15 protein-coding genes are annotated in these 18,002 nt (G+C 29.0%); 5 read left to right on the forward strand and 10 right to left on the reverse strand.

Translation table 11 applies throughout. The features are described from left to right. The first annotated feature begins 32 nt into the window (after window positions 1–32). A complete protein-coding gene (locus tag FIA58_RS09350; RefSeq protein ID WP_140962218.1) occupies window positions 33–2,123 on the forward strand; it encodes an LTA synthase family protein in 2,091 nt (696 codons plus the stop codon). On the opposite strand, the gene FIA58_RS09355 is transcribed toward FIA58_RS09350, so the two are convergent. After that, window positions 2,118–4,145, reverse strand: a complete 2,028-nt coding sequence (locus FIA58_RS09355) for a hypothetical protein (RefSeq protein WP_140962219.1) — start codon at window positions 4,143–4,145, stop codon at window positions 2,118–2,120. The genes FIA58_RS09350 and FIA58_RS09355 overlap by 6 nt on opposite strands. Before the next feature lie 74 nt (window positions 4,146–4,219). Further along, entirely contained in the window at window positions 4,220–4,966 is a 747-nt protein-coding gene (gene fabG / locus FIA58_RS09360; RefSeq protein ID WP_140962220.1) for a 3-oxoacyl-[acyl-carrier-protein] reductase, read from the reverse strand. Between the two features lie 268 nt (window positions 4,967–5,234). On the opposite strand from fabG, the gene FIA58_RS09365 reads away from it, so the two are divergent. Then, window positions 5,235–6,413: a cytochrome-c peroxidase gene (locus tag FIA58_RS09365; RefSeq protein WP_140962351.1), complete on the forward strand. Its 1,179-nt coding sequence runs from the start codon at window positions 5,235–5,237 to the stop codon at window positions 6,411–6,413. A 78-nt stretch (window positions 6,414–6,491) separates the two neighbouring features. Here the strand turns inward: FIA58_RS09365 and sucD are convergent, their stop codons facing one another. The 8 genes from sucD to FIA58_RS09405 all read right to left on the reverse strand — a co-directional run bounded on the left by sucD (window position 6,492) and on the right by FIA58_RS09405 (window position 14,015). Next, window positions 6,492–7,364, reverse strand: a complete 873-nt coding sequence (gene sucD / locus FIA58_RS09370; RefSeq protein ID WP_140962221.1) for a succinate--CoA ligase subunit alpha — start codon at window positions 7,362–7,364, stop codon at window positions 6,492–6,494. A gap of 93 nt (window positions 7,365–7,457) precedes the next feature. After that, complete coding sequence (locus tag FIA58_RS09375; protein WP_140962222.1) at window positions 7,458–7,820, reverse strand: nuclear transport factor 2 family protein; 363 nt, start codon at window positions 7,818–7,820, stop codon at window positions 7,458–7,460. Next, on the reverse strand, window positions 7,810–8,751 hold the full coding sequence (locus FIA58_RS09380; RefSeq protein WP_140962223.1) for a UDP-3-O-(3-hydroxymyristoyl)glucosamine N-acyltransferase: 942 nt from the start codon (window positions 8,749–8,751) through the stop codon (window positions 7,810–7,812). Before FIA58_RS09380 ends, FIA58_RS09375 begins: the two co-directional genes overlap by 11 nt. A gap of 74 nt (window positions 8,752–8,825) precedes the next feature. After that, window positions 8,826–9,386, reverse strand: coding sequence for an elongation factor P (efp, locus tag FIA58_RS09385; protein ID WP_140962224.1), 561 nt, complete (start codon window positions 9,384–9,386; stop codon window positions 8,826–8,828). Window positions 9,387–9,417: 31 nt separating this feature from the next. Further along, window positions 9,418–10,206 carry an acyl-ACP--UDP-N-acetylglucosamine O-acyltransferase gene (lpxA, locus tag FIA58_RS09390; protein WP_140962225.1) on the reverse strand — a complete coding sequence of 263 codons (789 nt, stop codon included), beginning with the start codon at window positions 10,204–10,206 and terminating at the stop codon, window positions 9,418–9,420. Window positions 10,207–10,257: 51 nt separating this feature from the next. Further along, window positions 10,258–11,646, reverse strand: coding sequence for a bifunctional UDP-3-O-[3-hydroxymyristoyl] N-acetylglucosamine deacetylase/3-hydroxyacyl-ACP dehydratase (locus FIA58_RS09395; protein ID WP_140962226.1), 1,389 nt, complete (start codon window positions 11,644–11,646; stop codon window positions 10,258–10,260). A gap of 11 nt (window positions 11,647–11,657) precedes the next feature. Further along, the gene (gene lpxD / locus FIA58_RS09400) at window positions 11,658–12,674 is read right to left on the reverse strand and encodes a UDP-3-O-(3-hydroxymyristoyl)glucosamine N-acyltransferase (protein ID WP_140962227.1); all 1,017 of its coding nucleotides are present in this window, start codon (window positions 12,672–12,674) and stop codon (window positions 11,658–11,660) included. A gap of 105 nt (window positions 12,675–12,779) precedes the next feature. Continuing rightward, window positions 12,780–14,015 (reverse strand): HD domain-containing protein, encoded by a 1,236-nt coding sequence (locus tag FIA58_RS09405; protein ID WP_140962228.1) that lies wholly within the window; start codon window positions 14,013–14,015, stop codon window positions 12,780–12,782. A gap of 617 nt (window positions 14,016–14,632) precedes the next feature. On the opposite strand from FIA58_RS09405, the gene porX reads away from it, so the two are divergent. The 3 genes from porX (at window position 14,633) to FIA58_RS09420 (ending at window position 17,988) form a co-directional block, all read left to right on the forward strand. After that, complete coding sequence (porX, locus tag FIA58_RS09410; RefSeq protein ID WP_140962229.1) at window positions 14,633–16,186, forward strand: T9SS response regulator signal transducer PorX; 1,554 nt, start codon at window positions 14,633–14,635, stop codon at window positions 16,184–16,186. Window positions 16,187–16,261: 75 nt separating this feature from the next. Continuing rightward, window positions 16,262–16,675 (forward strand): tRNA (adenosine(37)-N6)-threonylcarbamoyltransferase complex ATPase subunit type 1 TsaE, encoded by a 414-nt coding sequence (tsaE, locus tag FIA58_RS09415; protein ID WP_140962230.1) that lies wholly within the window; start codon window positions 16,262–16,264, stop codon window positions 16,673–16,675. 116 nt (window positions 16,676–16,791) lie between these two features. Continuing rightward, window positions 16,792–17,988 carry an alanine dehydrogenase gene (locus tag FIA58_RS09420; RefSeq protein ID WP_140962231.1) on the forward strand — a complete coding sequence of 399 codons (1,197 nt, stop codon included), beginning with the start codon at window positions 16,792–16,794 and terminating at the stop codon, window positions 17,986–17,988. Window positions 17,989–18,002 lie beyond the last annotated feature (14 nt).

Here is an 18,002-nt window from a genome sequence, read left to right on the forward strand (position 1 = left end):
TAATTATACATTTGATTAATAATTTATTAGTCATGAACAAATACCTTACCCCATTTAAAAATCTAGCTATTTTTTATATTATTATTAGTTTTATTTTAAGATTAGTCCTAGTATTTCATCCCATTACTCAATCTAGTTTTAGTACTTTAGAAATACTGAAAATATTTATTTTAAGCATAGCTTCAGATTTTTGTATTTTCATAGTAGCAAGTATTTTTCTATGGTTGTATTTATTATTTTTATCTAATTCAAAATTCAATAAACCATGGGGCTATTTTCTATTTGGAAGTTATGTTTTAATATTAATCTATATTCTGTCAGGTAAATCTATACTAAATGAATATGGAGGAGTTTTACCTGAACTTGGGATAATTTTTGTAGGTTTTAAGACAATTTTAATTGGTTTACTCCTTTTTTTACCGAGATATAGAAAACAAATACGGTTAACAATATTTTCATTTACTATATTTTTATTTGTCTTAGTTATTATTCAAAATGCTGTTAGCGAATTTTTCTTTTGGAATGAGTTTGGAGTAAAATACAACTTTATTGCTGTCGATTATTTGGTTTACACTAATACTGTTATTGGGAATATCATGGAATCTTATCCAGTTATTCCTTTATTTACTTCAGTAATAATTATTACTCTACTAGTCACCTATTATATTGTAAAAAAATCGAAAGTATATTTAGAACAGTTACCTTCATTATTTAACAAACTTAAAATTACTGCCATTTATATAGTATTCTTTATTATATCATTATTCGCAATTCCAAATTTGGCTAAACTTGAAAATTCAAAAAATGTGTTTACCAATGAACTACAATCCAATGGAATTTATAAGTTTTATTTAGCTTTCATGAATAGTGAATTGGATTTTTATAAATTCTACAATACTATTGATGATACTAAAGCATTTGCTGAACTTAAAAAGCAATTACCTAATATTTCAGGTGATTCAACACTCCGTACTATTACAAATGATAGTGTTGAACTTAAAAAAAATGTAGTCTTAATTACAATTGAAAGTTTGAGTGCAGAATACTTAAAATTATACGGAAATAAGGAAAATCTGACTCCTTTTCTAGACTCATTGGCTTTACAAAGTATGAATTTCTCTAATTTATATGCAACAGGTAATAGAACGGTTAGAGGTTTAGAAGCAGTTACACTTTGCATTCCTCCTACTCCTGGTGAAAGTGTAGTAAAAAGAAAAGACAATAATGATAAATTCAGTACTGGAAGTATTTTTAAATTAAAAGGATATCAAGTAAAATATTTGTATGGTGGTGATGCTTATTTTGATAATATGGAAAATTTCTTTAGTGGAAATGGATATGATATTATAGATAAAAATGCATTTACAACAGATGAAATTTCATTCTCTAATATTTGGGGTGTTTGCGATGAAGATATGGCTAAAAAAGCGATTAAAACTATGAATGAAGAGGCAAAAACAGGCAAACCTTTCTTTAATCATTGGATGACGGTTAGTAATCACAGACCTTTTACTTATCCTGACGGAAAAATTAATATTCCAGGTGATGCAAAATCTAGAGAAGGAGGAGTTAAATACACTGATTATGCATTAAAACAATTTTTTAAAATGGCTAAAAAACAACCTTGGTATAAAAACACGGTTTTTGTAATTCTATCTGATCATTGTGCATCAAGCTCTGGAAAAATGGAGTTACCCGTAGATAAATATCATATTCCTGCCATGATTTATGCTCCTGGATTTATTGAACCTAGAAATGAAAGCAAATTAATGTCACAAATAGATTTAATGCCTACGCTTTTTGGTTTATTACATTTTAATTATGAAAGTAAATTTTATGGACAAGATGTAATGAAACCTGAATATAAACCAAGAGCCTTTATTGCCACTTATGAAGATTTAGGGTTTATTAAAAATAATATCCTAACTATTATTTCACCTGTAAAAAAAGAAAAACAATTTGATTTGAAAAAGATTGAGAATTTAAACATAAAAGACGATTTTCAAATCTATTATGAAGAAATTCCAAGAAAAGAATTAGATAAATCACTCATTTTAGAAACTACAGCTTATTACCAAACTACAACATATATGTTAAAGAATAAAAAATATCAAAAACTATAATAATCCATTATATTTTCTTGTAAACCACTCTATAGAAAGAAAAACACAAATTAATAGTAATAAAATTGTCCAATCAATTAAAGGTGTTTTTTTAACAACTTCTTTTTGAATTGGTAAATAGTTGGTGTTTTCCATCAAAGATTTTGTTAATTGGTCTAGTTGATTTGGGAAAAAAACTTTTCCAGAAGTATTTGTTGCTAACTGTTTCAACCGCAATTGATCTGGATTTACAAATTGTTTTTCTATGTCAAATTCTAAAACTTCAAAATTACCTGAAAATGAATTCTTTGACTCTTTTTCTTTAACTGTAAATGCATAATTTCCTTTTTCAAGATTATCAAATTCAACTTTGTAGTCTATATTGGATTTTAAAAAATTATAACTCTTTGTTTGTTTAGTTTCTTTATTAGTTAACACTATGTTCAATTGAGCATTTTCATCTAACTCATAGTTCTTATCAAAATATTGAGCTGTAACTTGAATATTTTCTCCTTCATTATAATAACTTTTATAATCAACTTCTAATGATTTCTTCGTAGAATTTGACGTTAAATATTGTACCCATTTATCTGTGAATAAGTCAAAATCATCAAACGATTTTTTCTTCAAATGCGTTTCCATTCTCCATTTCCAAATATTCTCTCCAAAAAGAAATCCTTTTCTTTGTTTTCCAATTTCTAAAAAAGTCAATAAAGGATTTCCAGTTTGAATATTACGGATAGATGCATTTAATAATGTTTTAGCATTTCCTTTTAAACTAATGGTACCAAATTTATTTTCAAGTGAAGAAAAATTCTCAAAACCAATATTTTCTTGAGCAAATAAATTAAAATCAGATTGATAAGCTGCAAAATAGTCTTCTTTTTCAGGAGACATTCTAAAATTAAAATCAATTTCGTTTAAAGCTAAAAAATTAAAATCAGTATTCGTTCCTGTAATAATAAATGTATTGATTAAGGCTGTTTTATTTTGATCAAAAATACTTTTAAATGTATTATTAGGCTGATAAAGAATTAAAAGGTTATAATCTCTTATATTCCTAATCTCATTGGGTTTAAGTAATGTTACTTTTCGCTGTTGATTTACTTCAATACTACGTTTTAAAGCACTTAAATCTGGATGAATAATATCTGAAATAATAGCGATTTCTGTACGCTGATCAATAACTTCAACTATGAAATTTTTAAAATTATTCATTTTATTTTTTTCATCTTTAGAAGAACTTATAGATGCTGTATATTTTTGGACACCAATGGATGTCGCATCAAGAAGTACTTGTATCGATTGTGCTTTATTTTGAGAAGAAAAAGAAATGTTCTTCTTAAAAATAGTTTGGTTTCCATTCTTAATAGTAAAAATGGAATTTAAAAATTCATTTCCATTATATTGTAAAAATACTTCTACTGGAAACTTGTTTTTAAGAAAAGTATATTTATTGGTATTAATTTGATTGATTTTTAAATCAAAAACAGTAGTTGTATCACCTTGAATAACTGGATAAACCCTTGTGTTTTCTTGAAAACTATAAATGTAATCGTTTCCTTGCGTTTGATTACCATCAGTAAATAGAACTACAGGATAATCTACATTTCTATAAAGTTGTTTTAAGTTTTTAGCAACATTATCAATTAGAGATTGTTTACCCGAATAATCAACTTTTTCATTACTTTTAAATTCTTTATCAAAAGTATATAGTTGAATATCATATTTTTCTTTTAAACTTTCATTATTCGATAATTGTTCAAATAAATTAGGATTCAAATTGTTTCCACTTAAATCTTTAATGGATTCTGAATTATCTATGATAATAGGTAACGGAGTTTTTACAATTTCAAAAGTTTTTCTTGTTAGAATTGGATTAATAAATAATAAAAATAAACCTAGAAAACTCAAAAAACGTAAAAAAGCCAAGAATAAATTTATTTTAGATTTATTCTTAGCTTTATAAAAATATTGATAAAATGATAAACCAGCAGCTATAAATACTGATAAAATAAGAAGTAAAATAGTACTTGTTGTCATTGTTTTTTTAGTTTTCAGTGTTCAGTTTTTTGTGTTCAGTACCTATTAACTAAACACTGATTGCTGAGAACTTATTAGGTTAACATTCCTCCATCAACATTAATTACTTGTCCAGTTACATAAGCACTCATGTCTGAAGCAAGGAAAACACAAACATTTGCTACATCCTCAGGAGAGCCACCTCTTTTCAAAGGAATAGCCTCTCTCCATCCTTTAACTACATCTTCATTTAGTTTAGCTGTCATTTCAGTTTCAATAAAACCAGGAGCAATAGCATTACAACGAATATTTCTAGAACCTAACTCTAAAGCTACTGATTTAGAAAAACCTATCATACCCGCTTTTGAAGCTGCATAGTTAGCTTGACCAGCATTTCCTTTTACACCTACAACACTACTCATATTAATAATAGAACCTTTACGGTTTTTAAGCATAGTCTTTTGAACTGCTTTTGTCATATTGAAAACGGACTTCAAATTGATTTCAATAACTTTATCAAAATCTTCTTCACTCATTCTCATTAATAAATTATCTTTAGTAACACCAGCATTATTAATAAGAATATCTACAGTTCCAAAATCGGCTAATACATTTTCAACTAATTTTTGTGATTCATCAAAATCAGCTGCATTGGATTGATATCCTTTTGCTTTTACCCCTAAAGTTCTTAATTCTGTTTCTAATTCTAGTGCTGACGATGCAGAAGAACTATATGTAAAAGCTACATTAGCTCCGTTTTTAGCAAATACTTCAGCAATTCCTTTACCTATACCACGGCTAGCACCTGTAATAATAGCCACTTTACCTTCTAATAATTTCATCTTAGTTTCTTAAAATTTATAGCCAAATATATTAATAATTTAAAGTTTATAAAACAGAATAAGAAAATACTTCCATTTTAGTAGAAACAAAATTGTTCAAGTTAATTTTGAGGAAAGAAATCAAACTATTAGAATAAATTATAAAATAGCAATAAATCAGCTAAAAAACATATAATATGAAAAAATATCTTTTAAAAATTTATTAAAATAAGTTAAACCTTTTTAAATATTTGAAGTCTAAAAAAGACTAAACTATTTAATTATGCAAATGAGAACCTATCAAATCATACTATTTTTAGCACTAATAACATTACTATCTTGTAATAAAGATACAGTTTATGAAACAATACCGAATTACCCGACTATTGCTGCTACATTTACTAATTCTATTGACGTTGCTAATTTAGAAAATTATGCCAATCAAAATATTCCTCCATATATCACTAAAGATAATGGTACCATAAATCCAATTTCTGATAAAGGAGCAACACTAGGCAGAGTTTTATTTTATGATACCAATTTATCATCGAATAATTCAATTGCTTGTGCCAGTTGTCACAAACAAGCAAATGCTTTTGGTGATAATGTTATTGTAAGCGTTGGTGTAAATGGAACCACTGGAAGACATTCTATGCGATTGGTTAATGCTAGATTTTCTAATGAAAGTAAATTCTTTTGGGACGAAAGAGCCGCTAGTTTAGAAATTCAAACGACTATGCCTATTAAAGATCATGGAGAAATGGGTTTTAGCGGAACAAATGGTGATTTATCATTTAATGATTTGATTTTCAAATTAAATAATATAGACTATTATAAGGAATTATTCACATTTGTTTACGGTTCTGATGAAATTACAGAAACCAAAATTCAAAATTCTTTGGCACAATTTATAAGAAGTATTCAATCTTTTGATTCTAAATACGATGCTGGAAGAGCTTTGGTAAATAACGACAATCAACCTTTTCCTAATTTCTCACAACAAGAAAATTTAGGTAAAAATTTATTTTTAACTCCTCCACAATTTGATGGAACTGGTTCTCGAATTGGAGGTGGTGTTGGTTGTGCAGGTTGCCATAGAGCACCTGAATTTGATATCGATCCAAATTCTTTAAACAATGGAATTATTGGAACCGTTAATAATATTGGAATTGATATTACCAATACACGTGCTCCTTCATTAAGAGATTTAGTAAAACAAGATGGAACCTTAAATACAACTTTAATGCATACTGGTACTATCTCAAGTTTACAAGCAGCCATTGGACATTATAATATCATAAATTTAGCTACAGGAAATACAAATTTAGATCCCAAATTACAACCTGGAGGAAATGGACAACAATTAAATATGACAGGTGCAGAAATGAGTGCTTTACAAGCTTTTTTAGTGACACTTGCTGGGTCAAGCATATATACAGATAGCAAGTGGAGCAACCCTTTTGAGTAAACTCCTATATTATTACAAAAATAAAAAAGTCTCAAAATTATTTTTTTGAGACTTTTTTTATCTATAGCTTAGAACGAATTATCCTAATACTTCTTTCACTTTTTTACCAATTTCAGCTGGAGAATCTACCACGTGAATTCCATTTTCTCTCATGATACGTTTTTTAGCTTCCGCTGTATCATCAGCTCCACCAACGATTGCTCCTGCATGACCCATTGTTCTACCTTTAGGAGCAGTCTCACCAGCAATAAAACCAACAACTGGCTTACGATTACCATCAGCTTTTACCCATCTTGCAGCGTCAGCTTCTAATTGACCTCCAATTTCACCAATCATGATGATAATTTCAGTCTCAGGATCGTTCATTAATAATTCAACAGCTTCTTTTGTAGTTGTTCCAATAATTGGATCACCACCAATACCGATTGCTGTAGTAATTCCTAATCCTTGTTTCACAACTTGGTCAGCTGCTTCATAAGTTAAAGTACCTGATTTTGAAACAATACCAACTGTTCCCTTTTTGAAAACAAAACCAGGCATAATACCCACTTTAGCTTCACCAGGAGTAATAACTCCAGGACAGTTAGGCCCTACTAAACGACAATCTCTAGATTGAATATAATTATATGCTTTAATCATATCAGCAACAGGTATACCTTCTGTAATACAAATAATTACTTTGATTCCAGCGTCTGCAGCTTCCATAATAGCATCTGCAGCAAATGCAGGTGGTACAAATAATATTGAAGTATCTGCTCCTGCTTGATCAACAGCATCTTTTACTGTATTAAAAACAGGACGATCTAAATGTGTTGTTCCCCCTTTTCCAGGAGTTACACCACCAACAACATTAGTACCGTATTCAATCATTTGAGAAGCATGGAAAGTACCTTCACTTCCTGTGAAACCTTGAACAATTATTTTTGAATCTTTATTTACTAAAACACTCATGATATGATTATTATAATTATTTTTAAAATTGTGTTGCAAAAGTAAGTTTTTTGTAAAAAAAACAGGAACTTTTTAAGTTTTATTTTTGTAAAATTATATCGGTTGGCTAATTTGATACCCTCTGTATAATTTATCTTCTAAAAATTCCCATATAACAATAAATCTTGCTATAGGAATTAATTCTGAAGGATTTTCAATAGTTGAAATAATATGGTTGTATTTTACAACAACTTTATCTTCCTCTTGAATTAAATGAGTAATATTAACTTCTGAAATGTGATAATTTTGTTTTAACTCATTTGCTAATTTCAAAATGGCTCCTTTATTTAGCATTGACAAACCATCAGAACTAACCCATTCAAGGTTTACATCTTTATGAAGAATATCTTGTAAAATTTCAATATCTCTAATTCCATCTTCAAGATAAAACTTTTGGATTTGCTCTTTATTTGTCATTTTCTTTTAATTTTTCTAGAATTTGAGGTATTTTTTTAATGTTAGCTAATTGCTTTAATTTTTCTCGTGATTCTTCAATTGGAGTTCCAAAATAAGTTTTACCACCATCAATAGATTTTGTAACACCAGTTTGCCCCATAACTACTGCTTTTGAACCAATGGTTATTCCACTAGTTGTACCAACTTGTCCCCATAAAGTAACTTCATCTTCAACAATTACACAACCAGCAATTCCAGTTTGTGCAGCAATTAAGCATTTTTTTCCAATTACAGTATCGTGACCCACATGAACTTGATTGTCGATTTTTGTACCTTCACCAATAGTTGTATCACCAGTTACTCCTTTATCAATAGTACACAAAGCACCTATTCCAACATTATTTTCAACAACAACTCTACCACAAGAAATTAATTGATCAAAACCTTCAGGACGTTTTTTGTAATAAAATGCATCAGCACCTAGGATAGTTCCAGCATGAATAATGACATTATCCCCAATGATTGTATTATCATAAATAGAAACATTAGAATGAATAATACAATTTTTTCCTATTACAACGTTGTTACCAATAAAACAATTTGGTTGAATCACTGTTCCTTCACCTACAATTGCAGAAGAGGAAATAGAAACGTTAGAAAATTGAAACGGTCTAAAATGCTGTGACAACTTATTAAAATCTCTAAAAGGATCATCAGAAATCAACAATACTTTTCCTTTTGGACAATCGACTTCTTTATTAATCAAAACTATTGTAGCTGCTGATTCTAAAGCCTTATCATAATACTTTGGATGATCAACAAAAACGATATCACCTGGTTCAACCACATGAATTTCATTCATTCCAAGTACTTGAAAATCATCACTCCCAATATATTTAGCATTGATAAGTGAAGCAATATCTTTTAAATTATGTGGTTTATTAAACTTCATATAAGTAGAATTGGTGAGAAGAAAAAAGTGATTAGCTATAAATACATACTAATCACTTTTTACAATTTCATTAATTATACACGCTCCATATATTTTCCAGAAGCGGTATCTATTTTAATTTTATCACCTTCATTGATAAACAAAGGAACGTTTACACTTGCTCCTGTTTCTACAGTTGCGGGTTTTGTTGCATTTGTTGCTGTATTTCCTTTTACACCTGGTTCAGTATAAGTAACTTCTAAAATTACAGAAGCAGCCATATCTACTGATAAAGGCAAATCTGTTTCAGTATTAATTTGGATCATAACATTTTCACCTTCTTTTAATAAGTCAGGAGCATCTAAAACATCTCTATTTAAAGAAATTTGTTCAAATGTTTCATTATTCATAAAATGAAAATCCTGTCCTTCTGCATACAAATATTGAAAAGTATGTGTTTCTACGCGAACTACATCTATTTTGTGACCTGCCGAGAAAGTATTATCTAATACCTTTCCATTTGTTAAAGATTTTAATTTTGTTCTAACGAAAGCTGGTCCTTTACCAGGCTTTACATGTAAAAATTCTATAATTTTATAAATGTCATGATTGTATTTAATACAAAGACCATTTCTAATATCTGAAGTACTTGCCATTTTTATATATTTAATTTTTGAATAACGTTATTTATATAGTGCTACCCGTGTAGCCTTTCATAATTCCTCTTGATGAGTTTCTAATAAATTGAATAATATCATCTCTTTCAGGAGTTGCTTCCATTTCTGCTTCAATAATACTTAATGCTTGGGTGGTATTGAAGTTTTTTTGATATAAAATTCTATAAATATCTTGGATTTCTCTTATTTTTTCTGTGCTAAATCCACGTCTTCTTAATCCAACTGAATTAATTCCCACGTAAGACAAGGGTTCTTTTGCTGCTTTTGTATAAGGAGGAACATCTTTTCTTACTAAGGACCCACCAGAAACCATAGCATGTTCACCAATAGAAATAAATTGATGAATAGCTGCTAGACCACCTATAATTGCAAAATCTCCAATAGTTACATGACCTGCTAAAGCAACACCGTTTACTATAATAGCATTATTTCCAATATGACAATCATGTGCAATATGAGCTGTTGCCATAACCAAACAATTATCTCCAATTTTCGTTTGTCCCGAAGCTACTGTTCCTCTATTAATAGTAACACACTCTCTTATAGTTGTATTATCACCTATAATAGCCAAAGAGTCCTCTCCTCCAAACTTTAAATCTTGAGGGATAGCAGATATAACAGCTCCTGGAAATATATTACAATTTTTACCAATTCTTGCTCCTTCCATAATAGTTACATTGGAACCTATCCATGTTCCTTCTCCTATTATTACATTATTATGTATAGTTGTAAACGGATCAATAACTACATTTCTTGCAATTTTAGCTCCTGGATGAACATATGCTAATGGTTGATTCATTTTTCTAATTTATTTTTCAAGTATATAGCTAATTTACTATATACCAAATTATTACTGTTTTTTTGCTATTTGTGCCATCAATTCTGCTTCAGCAACTAATTTACCATTGGCATATGCATTAGCTTGCATGTGACAAATACCTCTTCTAATTGGTGTTATTAAATCACATTTAAATACTAAAGTATCTCCTGGTAGTACTTTCTGTTTAAATTTAACATTATCAATTTTCATGAAATAGGTTAAATAATTTTCTGGATCTGGAACCGTACTTAATACTAGAATTCCTCCAGTTTGAGCCATGGCTTCCACTATTAAAACTCCTGGCATTACTGGTGCATCTGGGAAATGTCCTATGAAAAAGGGTTCATTCATAGTAACATTTTTTAACCCAACTACATGTGAATCTGTTAGTTCTAGTATTTTATCAATTAATAAAAATGGTGGCCTATGAGGCAACATTTTCATTATTTGATGAATATCCATTAGAGGTTCTTTATGTAAATCATAAACTGGAATTTGATTACGTTCCTCTATTTTAATAATTTTTGATAATTTTTTAGCAAATTGTGTATTAACAAAATGACCTGGTTTGGTTGCAATAATTTTCCCTTGAATTCTTTTTCCAATTAATGATAAATCACCTACAATATCCAATAGTTTATGTCTAGCTGCTTCATTAGGATAGTGTAAAGTTAGATTATCTAAAATACCATTTGGATTAACTGAAATAGAATCTTTATTAAAAGCTCTTTTCAAGTTTTCCATAGTTTCTGAAGAAATTTCTTTATCTACATAAACAATAGCATTATTTAAATCACCTCCTTTAATAAGTCCATTATTTAGTAATGATTCTAATTCATGTAAAAAACTAAACGTTCTACAATCTGCAATTTCTGATTTAAAGTCATCTATATTTTTTAAAGTAGCATTTTGTGTTCCCAACACTTTTGTACCAAAATCTACCATTGTAGTAATAGTATAAGTATCACTAGGAATAACAGTTATTTCACTTCCTGAAGCTTCATCTAAATAAGAAATTACTTCTTTTACAACATATATTTTTCTTTCAGCTTCCTGATCAACAACTCCTACTTTTTCAATAGCTTCTACAAAATATTTAGAGGAACCATCCATTATAGGAAGTTCAGAAGCATTTAATTCAATAATTATATTGTCTAAATCACACCCTACAAGTGCTGCCAATACATGCTCAGGAGTTTGAATCATTACACCTCGTTTCTCAAGGTTAGTTCCTCTTTGAGTGTTTACCACATAATTAGCATCAGCTTCAATTATTGGTTGACCTTCTAAGTCAACTCTTATAAAAGTGAAACCATTATTTACAGGAGCTGGTTTAAAAGTCATTTCTACCAATTGTCCTGTATGTAAACCTACACCCGTTAATGAAACCTCGTTTGTAATGGTTTTTTGTTTAACCATGATTTTCTAAATTAATTGTTTTTCTTTATTTTGTCTATGTCTGCTACTATTTTGGGAAGATTTCTAAAATGTACATAAGATTTAGAAAAGTCTCCATAATTAAATGCTGGACTTCCTTGTACTACTTCTCCATCTTTTAAACTTTTTCCAATTCCAGATTGAGCTTGAATTTTAACATTATCTCCTATTGTTAAATGACCAACAATACCAACTTGACCACCTATCATACAATTACTACCGATTTTTGTTGAACCTGCAACTCCGGTTTGTGAAGCAATTACTGTATTTTCTCCTATTTCTACATTATGAGCAATTTGAATTTGATTATCCAACTTTACTCCTTTTCTAATGATTGTTGATCCTAAAGTAGCTCTATCTATAGTTGTACAAGCTCCTATTTCTACATTATCTTCTATAATAACATTTCCTATTTGAGGAACTTTCTGATAAGTTCCATCTTCCTGTGGTGCGAAACCAAATCCATCAGAACCAATTATTGTTCCTGAATGGATAGTACAATTATTGCCTATTACTGTTTCCGAATAGATTCGCACACCTGCAAAACACACACAGTTATCACCTATAATAACATTGTCACCTATAAAACTATTTGGATAAATTTTAGCATTCTTTCCAATTATAACATTTTTACCTATGTAACAAAAACTACCTAAATACAAACCTTCTCCATAAACAACATCTTCAGAAATAACTGAAGGTTGTTCTATTCCTGATTTCATTAATTTTACCTGATTGTAATATTCTAGTAGTTTTGAAAATGATTTATAAGCATCATCAACCTTTATAAGTGTAGTTCTTATTGCTTGCTCTGGCTCAAATGATTTATTAACAATCGTTATTGTAGCTTGAGTAGTATAGATATGACTTACATATTTTGGATTAGCAAGAAAAGTTAAAGACCCTTCAATACCTTCTTCTATTTTTGCTAGTTTAGAGACTTCAGCATTAGGATCTCCTACTACTTCACCTTCTAAAATACCTGCTATTTGTTCTGCTGTAAATTTCATTCAGTTATTTTAAGTTATCCATTTGCAAAATGGAAATGCTCACTCATCAAATGTCATTTTTGACTCAATTACATCTTGACAAAAATATAAAATTTAATTAAATACTTATGCTTCTAATGTTACTTTTGGAAAACATATAAAATATTTGGTCACAGGTTTTGATAAAGCTTTCAAATTTAACTGGTCTGATGCTTGTACAACATCTTCAATTGTTTTGTCTTTTTTTAATATTCTAATAGGCTCACTATCTTTATTATAAGCTTGATTTTTTATCTTTCCTTTGAAAACAAAATAATCTACTTCTTTCTCTGATAAATCATGCAATTTCATAAAAGAAATTTTATAAGAATCTAAAATATCTTTATTAGGTTTCTCTTCAAGCATTTTAATTTTAAGTAAATCACGATTAATTATCATTTTACATAGACTTGATAACACAAAATCTTCATGAAATTGCCAAGCTTTTATAGCACTTAATACATCGTAGTCGTCTAATTGAGAAAATGTATTCAAAATTTCAGCATTAAAATCTAATAACTCTACTTTATTTTGTAAAAAAAAGCGTAAAGGTTTACTCGACTCTAACTCTAAACCTTTATGAGTTAATTCTTTGGCACGCTTTAAAATTTTTGTTAGAATTAATTCTGCTACAACAGAAGTTTTATGAAGATAAGCTTGCCAATACATTAATCTTCTAGCAACTAAAAACTTTTCAACAGAATAAATACCTTTTTCTTCAATAACTAAATAATCATCTTGTACATTCATCATTTGAATTAAGCGTTCACTGTTGATATTTCCTTCAGCTACTCCACTGTAAAAACTATCTCTTCTCAAATAATCCATTCTATCCATATCCAATTGACTAGAAATCAATTGTAACATAAATTTTCTATGATATTCTCCTTTAAAAACTTGTATGGCTAAAGCCAATTTACCATCAAATTCCTCATTTAATTGCTCCATAAAAAGTAAAGAAAGCTGCTCATGATGCACATCTTCAACAATACTATGTTCCATAGCATGACTAAAAGGACCATGACCTATATCATGAAGTAAAATAGCAATGTATAATGCATTTTGTTCCTTATCTGAGATAGAAACACCTTTAAATTGCAACGTTTGAACTGCTTTTTGCATAATATGTAAACAACCTAAAGCATGATGGAAACGGGTATGATGTGCACCTGGATAAACCAAATAAGTCATTCCCATTTGAGAAATACGTCTTAATCTCTGAAAATAAGGATGTTGTATTAAATCGTAAATTAAAGTATTTGGAATACTTATAAATCCATAGATAGGATCGTTAAATATTTTAAGCTTATTAGTAGCGTTCACTTATTTTAAATTTTATAACAAATATAGAACTTTTGAAAGTATTGCCTACTAACACTTCGCTTAATCTTAACTTGTAAAAAGATTGTATACAAAATTTTAATTTTGCCTATTATTAATTTAAAAACTATTAGAAACAACTTAATATCTGTAACAATATAACTATCAAACATTTAAAAAACAAAAACACCTTTTCTTTAAAAACAAAATTAGATAAAGTAAGGAATATAAATATTTTAAATTAAAATGATTGTAAATTCAATTACTATAGAAAAGTCTAATAATTAGAGAAATCATTTGCATTGGACTCTAACAAAAACCTATTAATTTAACAATAAATATTCTAAAAATCAGTATACTATATAACTTATTTTTTTAGTTTCTTTAAATATGAAACTTTGCCAGTAGCCTATCTAATTATCCTATTTATATTTACTTAGAAATCTTGATTGTAATATTCTTTTATATTGTTATAAAATCTGAAAATAATGTTAGCTAATACAATTGGAATAGTGAATTTTATAACAAGTAGTTAAATTTTACTAAAAGTATTTTTTTTTATACAATTTTTAATACAATACTCGTTTATTAAATATTAAATTGCGTAAAAATTTACATAAATGAACAAAATAAAGATACTTTGGGTTGATGATGAAATCGATCTTTTAAAGCCACACATTCTTTTTTTAGAAAAGAAAAACTATGAAGTAACCACCTGTAATAATGGTCAAGATGCCATTGATGTTTTTGAAGAAAATAATTTTGACATCGTTTTTTTAGACGAAAATATGCCTGGATTAAGTGGTTTAGAAACTTTATCTGAAATCAAAGAAAAAAAATCTTCAATACCTGTAATAATGATTACAAAAAGTGAAGAAGAATATATAATGGAAGAAGCAATTGGTTCAAAAATAGCCGATTATCTAATAAAACCTGTAAATCCGAATCAAATTTTATTGAGTTTAAAGAAAAACCTAGACCATTCTAGATTAATTTCTGAAAAAACTACTTTAGACTATCAAAAAGAATTTCGTAAAATTGCCATGGATATGGCAATCGTAAACTCTTTTGAAGATTGGGTAGAGCTTTACAAAAGATTAGTCTATTGGGAAATGGAACTTGAAAACATTTCCGATCAAGCTATGGTTGAAATATTAGAGAGTCAAAAAACAGAAGCCAATGTACAGTTTGGTAAATTTATTGAACGTAATTACGAAGATTGGTTTGATGAAAAAGCAGACAAACCTATTCTTTCTCACAAACTTTTTGGAGAATTAGTTGCTCCTGAAATTAGAAAAAAAGACAAACCCATATTATTTATTGTAATTGATAATTTACGCTATGATCAGTGGAAAGCCTTTGAAGGTATTATTAATAATCATTACAAACTTGAAAAAGAGGTTAGCTACTACTCTATGCTTCCTACTGCTACACAATATGCAAGAAATGCCATCTTTTCTGGATTAACTCCATTAGAAATGGAGAAAAAATTTCCACAATATTGGAAAAATGATGTTGATGATGGTGGAAAAAACCTATATGAAGGAGAATTCTTAACTGAACAATTAAAACGTTTAGGTTTAAATATTAAACAAGAATATTATAAGATTACCAATTTTAAAGATGGAAAAAAATTAGCAGAAAGTTTTAAAGGTCTTAAAGGAAATGATTTAACAACTATAGTTTACAACTTTGTTGATATGCTTTCTCATGCAAAAACAGAAATGGAAGTAGTCAAAGAGTTAGCTTCTGATGACAAAGCCTATCGTTCTTTAACAGTTAGTTGGTTTAAAAATTCTCCATTATTAGATATGATACAACAAGCCCAAAAGCAAGGGTTTCGTTTAATAATCACAACTGACCATGGAACTATTAATTGCAAAAACCCATCTAAAGTAATTGGAGACAAAAACACTAGCTTAAACTTACGATATAAAACAGGAAGAAGTTTAACATATGAAGATAAAGATGTTTATGCAGTAAAAGATCCCAAGAAAATAGGTCTTCCTTCATTAAACATGAGTAGTTCCTTTATTTTTGCGAAAAATGATTTATTTCTTGCCTACGTAAATAACTTTAATCATTACGTAAGTTATTACAGAAATACTTATCAGCACGGAGGTATTTCCTTAGAAGAAATGATTATTCCTTTCTTGGTTTTGGAACCAAAATAAAATACAAATCCACAGATTCTATAACATTCATATAGAATCTGTGGATAAAATAAATACTAAAAACGCTACATCTATATGATTATAAACTTTACTCTAGATGAAATTCATACGATAGTCAAACAAATATTAGCTACACCTAGTTTAAAAAAAGTAATTACTTTCCATGCTCAAATGGGTGTTGGAAAGACAACTTTAATTAAAGAACTAGTAAAACAATTAGGAGTAGATACTAATTCTAGTAGTCCAACTTTCTCATTAGTAAACGAATATGAAACTAACAAAGGAGAAATAGTTTATCACTTCGATTTATACCGATTAAATAGTGAAGAAGAAGCCTATGACATGGGAATTGACGAATACTTTTATTCTGGAAATTGGTGTTTCATAGAATGGCCAGAAAAAACACCTAACCTAATTCCTATTGATCATGCAAGCATACAAATGAAATTAAATAAAGACGGTTCAAGAGAATTAATTTTAAAAAATTAAAATAAAGTAAAACACTTACAAATAGAATAAAAAATAAATCAATTTTCTTTTTTCTAAATTCTATTTTCTAAAGTTTAAAATTATTCCTAAATTGGCTCAACTTTACAAAAAACAACATGTCAACTTTTAGTCCGTTTTCAAAAATGCAATTGCTTCCACAAGAAGAGAAATTGGAAATCATAAGACACAAAAGCGAATTATTCATTGGTCTTCCAAAAGAAACTTCTTATCAAGAAAGACGCATTTGCCTTACTCCAGATGCAGTGAGCTCAATGACTTCACATGGACATCGCGTAATGATAGAAGCTGGAGCTGGAGAAAGCTCAAGTTATTCCGATAAAGATTATTCTGATGCAGGTGCAGAAGTAACTAACGATACAAAAAAAGTTTTTAGTTGTCCTATCATACTAAAAGTAGAACCTGCTACATTACCAGAAATAGAAATGATGAATCCACAAACGATAATCATTTCAGCCATTCAATTAAAAACTCAAAGAAAAGTCTATTTTGAAGCCTTAGCCACTAAAAGAATAACCGCACTAGCTTTTGAATTCATAAAAGACGAAGATGGTTCTTATCCTGCTGTAAAATCCTTATCTGAAATTGCAGGAATTGCGTCTATACATATTGCTGCTGAATTAATGATTAATCAAAATATAGGAAAAGGACTTTTGTTTGGTAATATTACAGGTGTTCCTCCTACAGAAGTTGTCATTTTAGGAGCTGGAACTGTAGCCGAATATGCAGCAAGAACAGCATTAGGTCTTGGAGCAAGTGTTAAAGTTTTTGATAATTCGATTACCAAATTAAGACGTTTACAAAATACCTTAAACCAACGAATCTTTACTTCAACGATACAAGAAAAATCCCTATTAAAGGCCTTAAGACGTTGCGATGTTGCCATTGGAGCTATGCGTGGTAAAAATAGAACTCCAATCGTGGTTACTGAAACTATGGTTGAGCATATGAAAAAAGGAGCTGTAATTGTAGATGTAAGTATTGACACAGGAGGCTGTTTCGAAACTTCAGAAGTTACTACTCATGAAAGACCTACCTTTATAAAAAATAACGTTATCCATTATTGTGTTCCTAATATACCTTCAAGATATTCTAAAACAGCCTCCTTGTCTATTAGCAACATTATTACGCCTTTTTTACTTCAAATTGCTGAAGATGGAGGTATAGAAAGTGCCATAAGATGCAACAGAGGATTAAAAAATGGTATTTACTTCTACCACGGTTTACTAACCAATAAATCCATTGCTGATTGGTTCAATCTAGAACATCGCGATATTAATTTAATCGTTTTTTAGGGCATTCCCTTCGG

Origin of the sequence: Flavobacterium jejuense (assembly GCF_006491595.2) — a bacterium.
Taxonomy (GTDB): domain Bacteria; phylum Bacteroidota; class Bacteroidia; order Flavobacteriales; family Flavobacteriaceae; genus Flavobacterium; species Flavobacterium jejuense.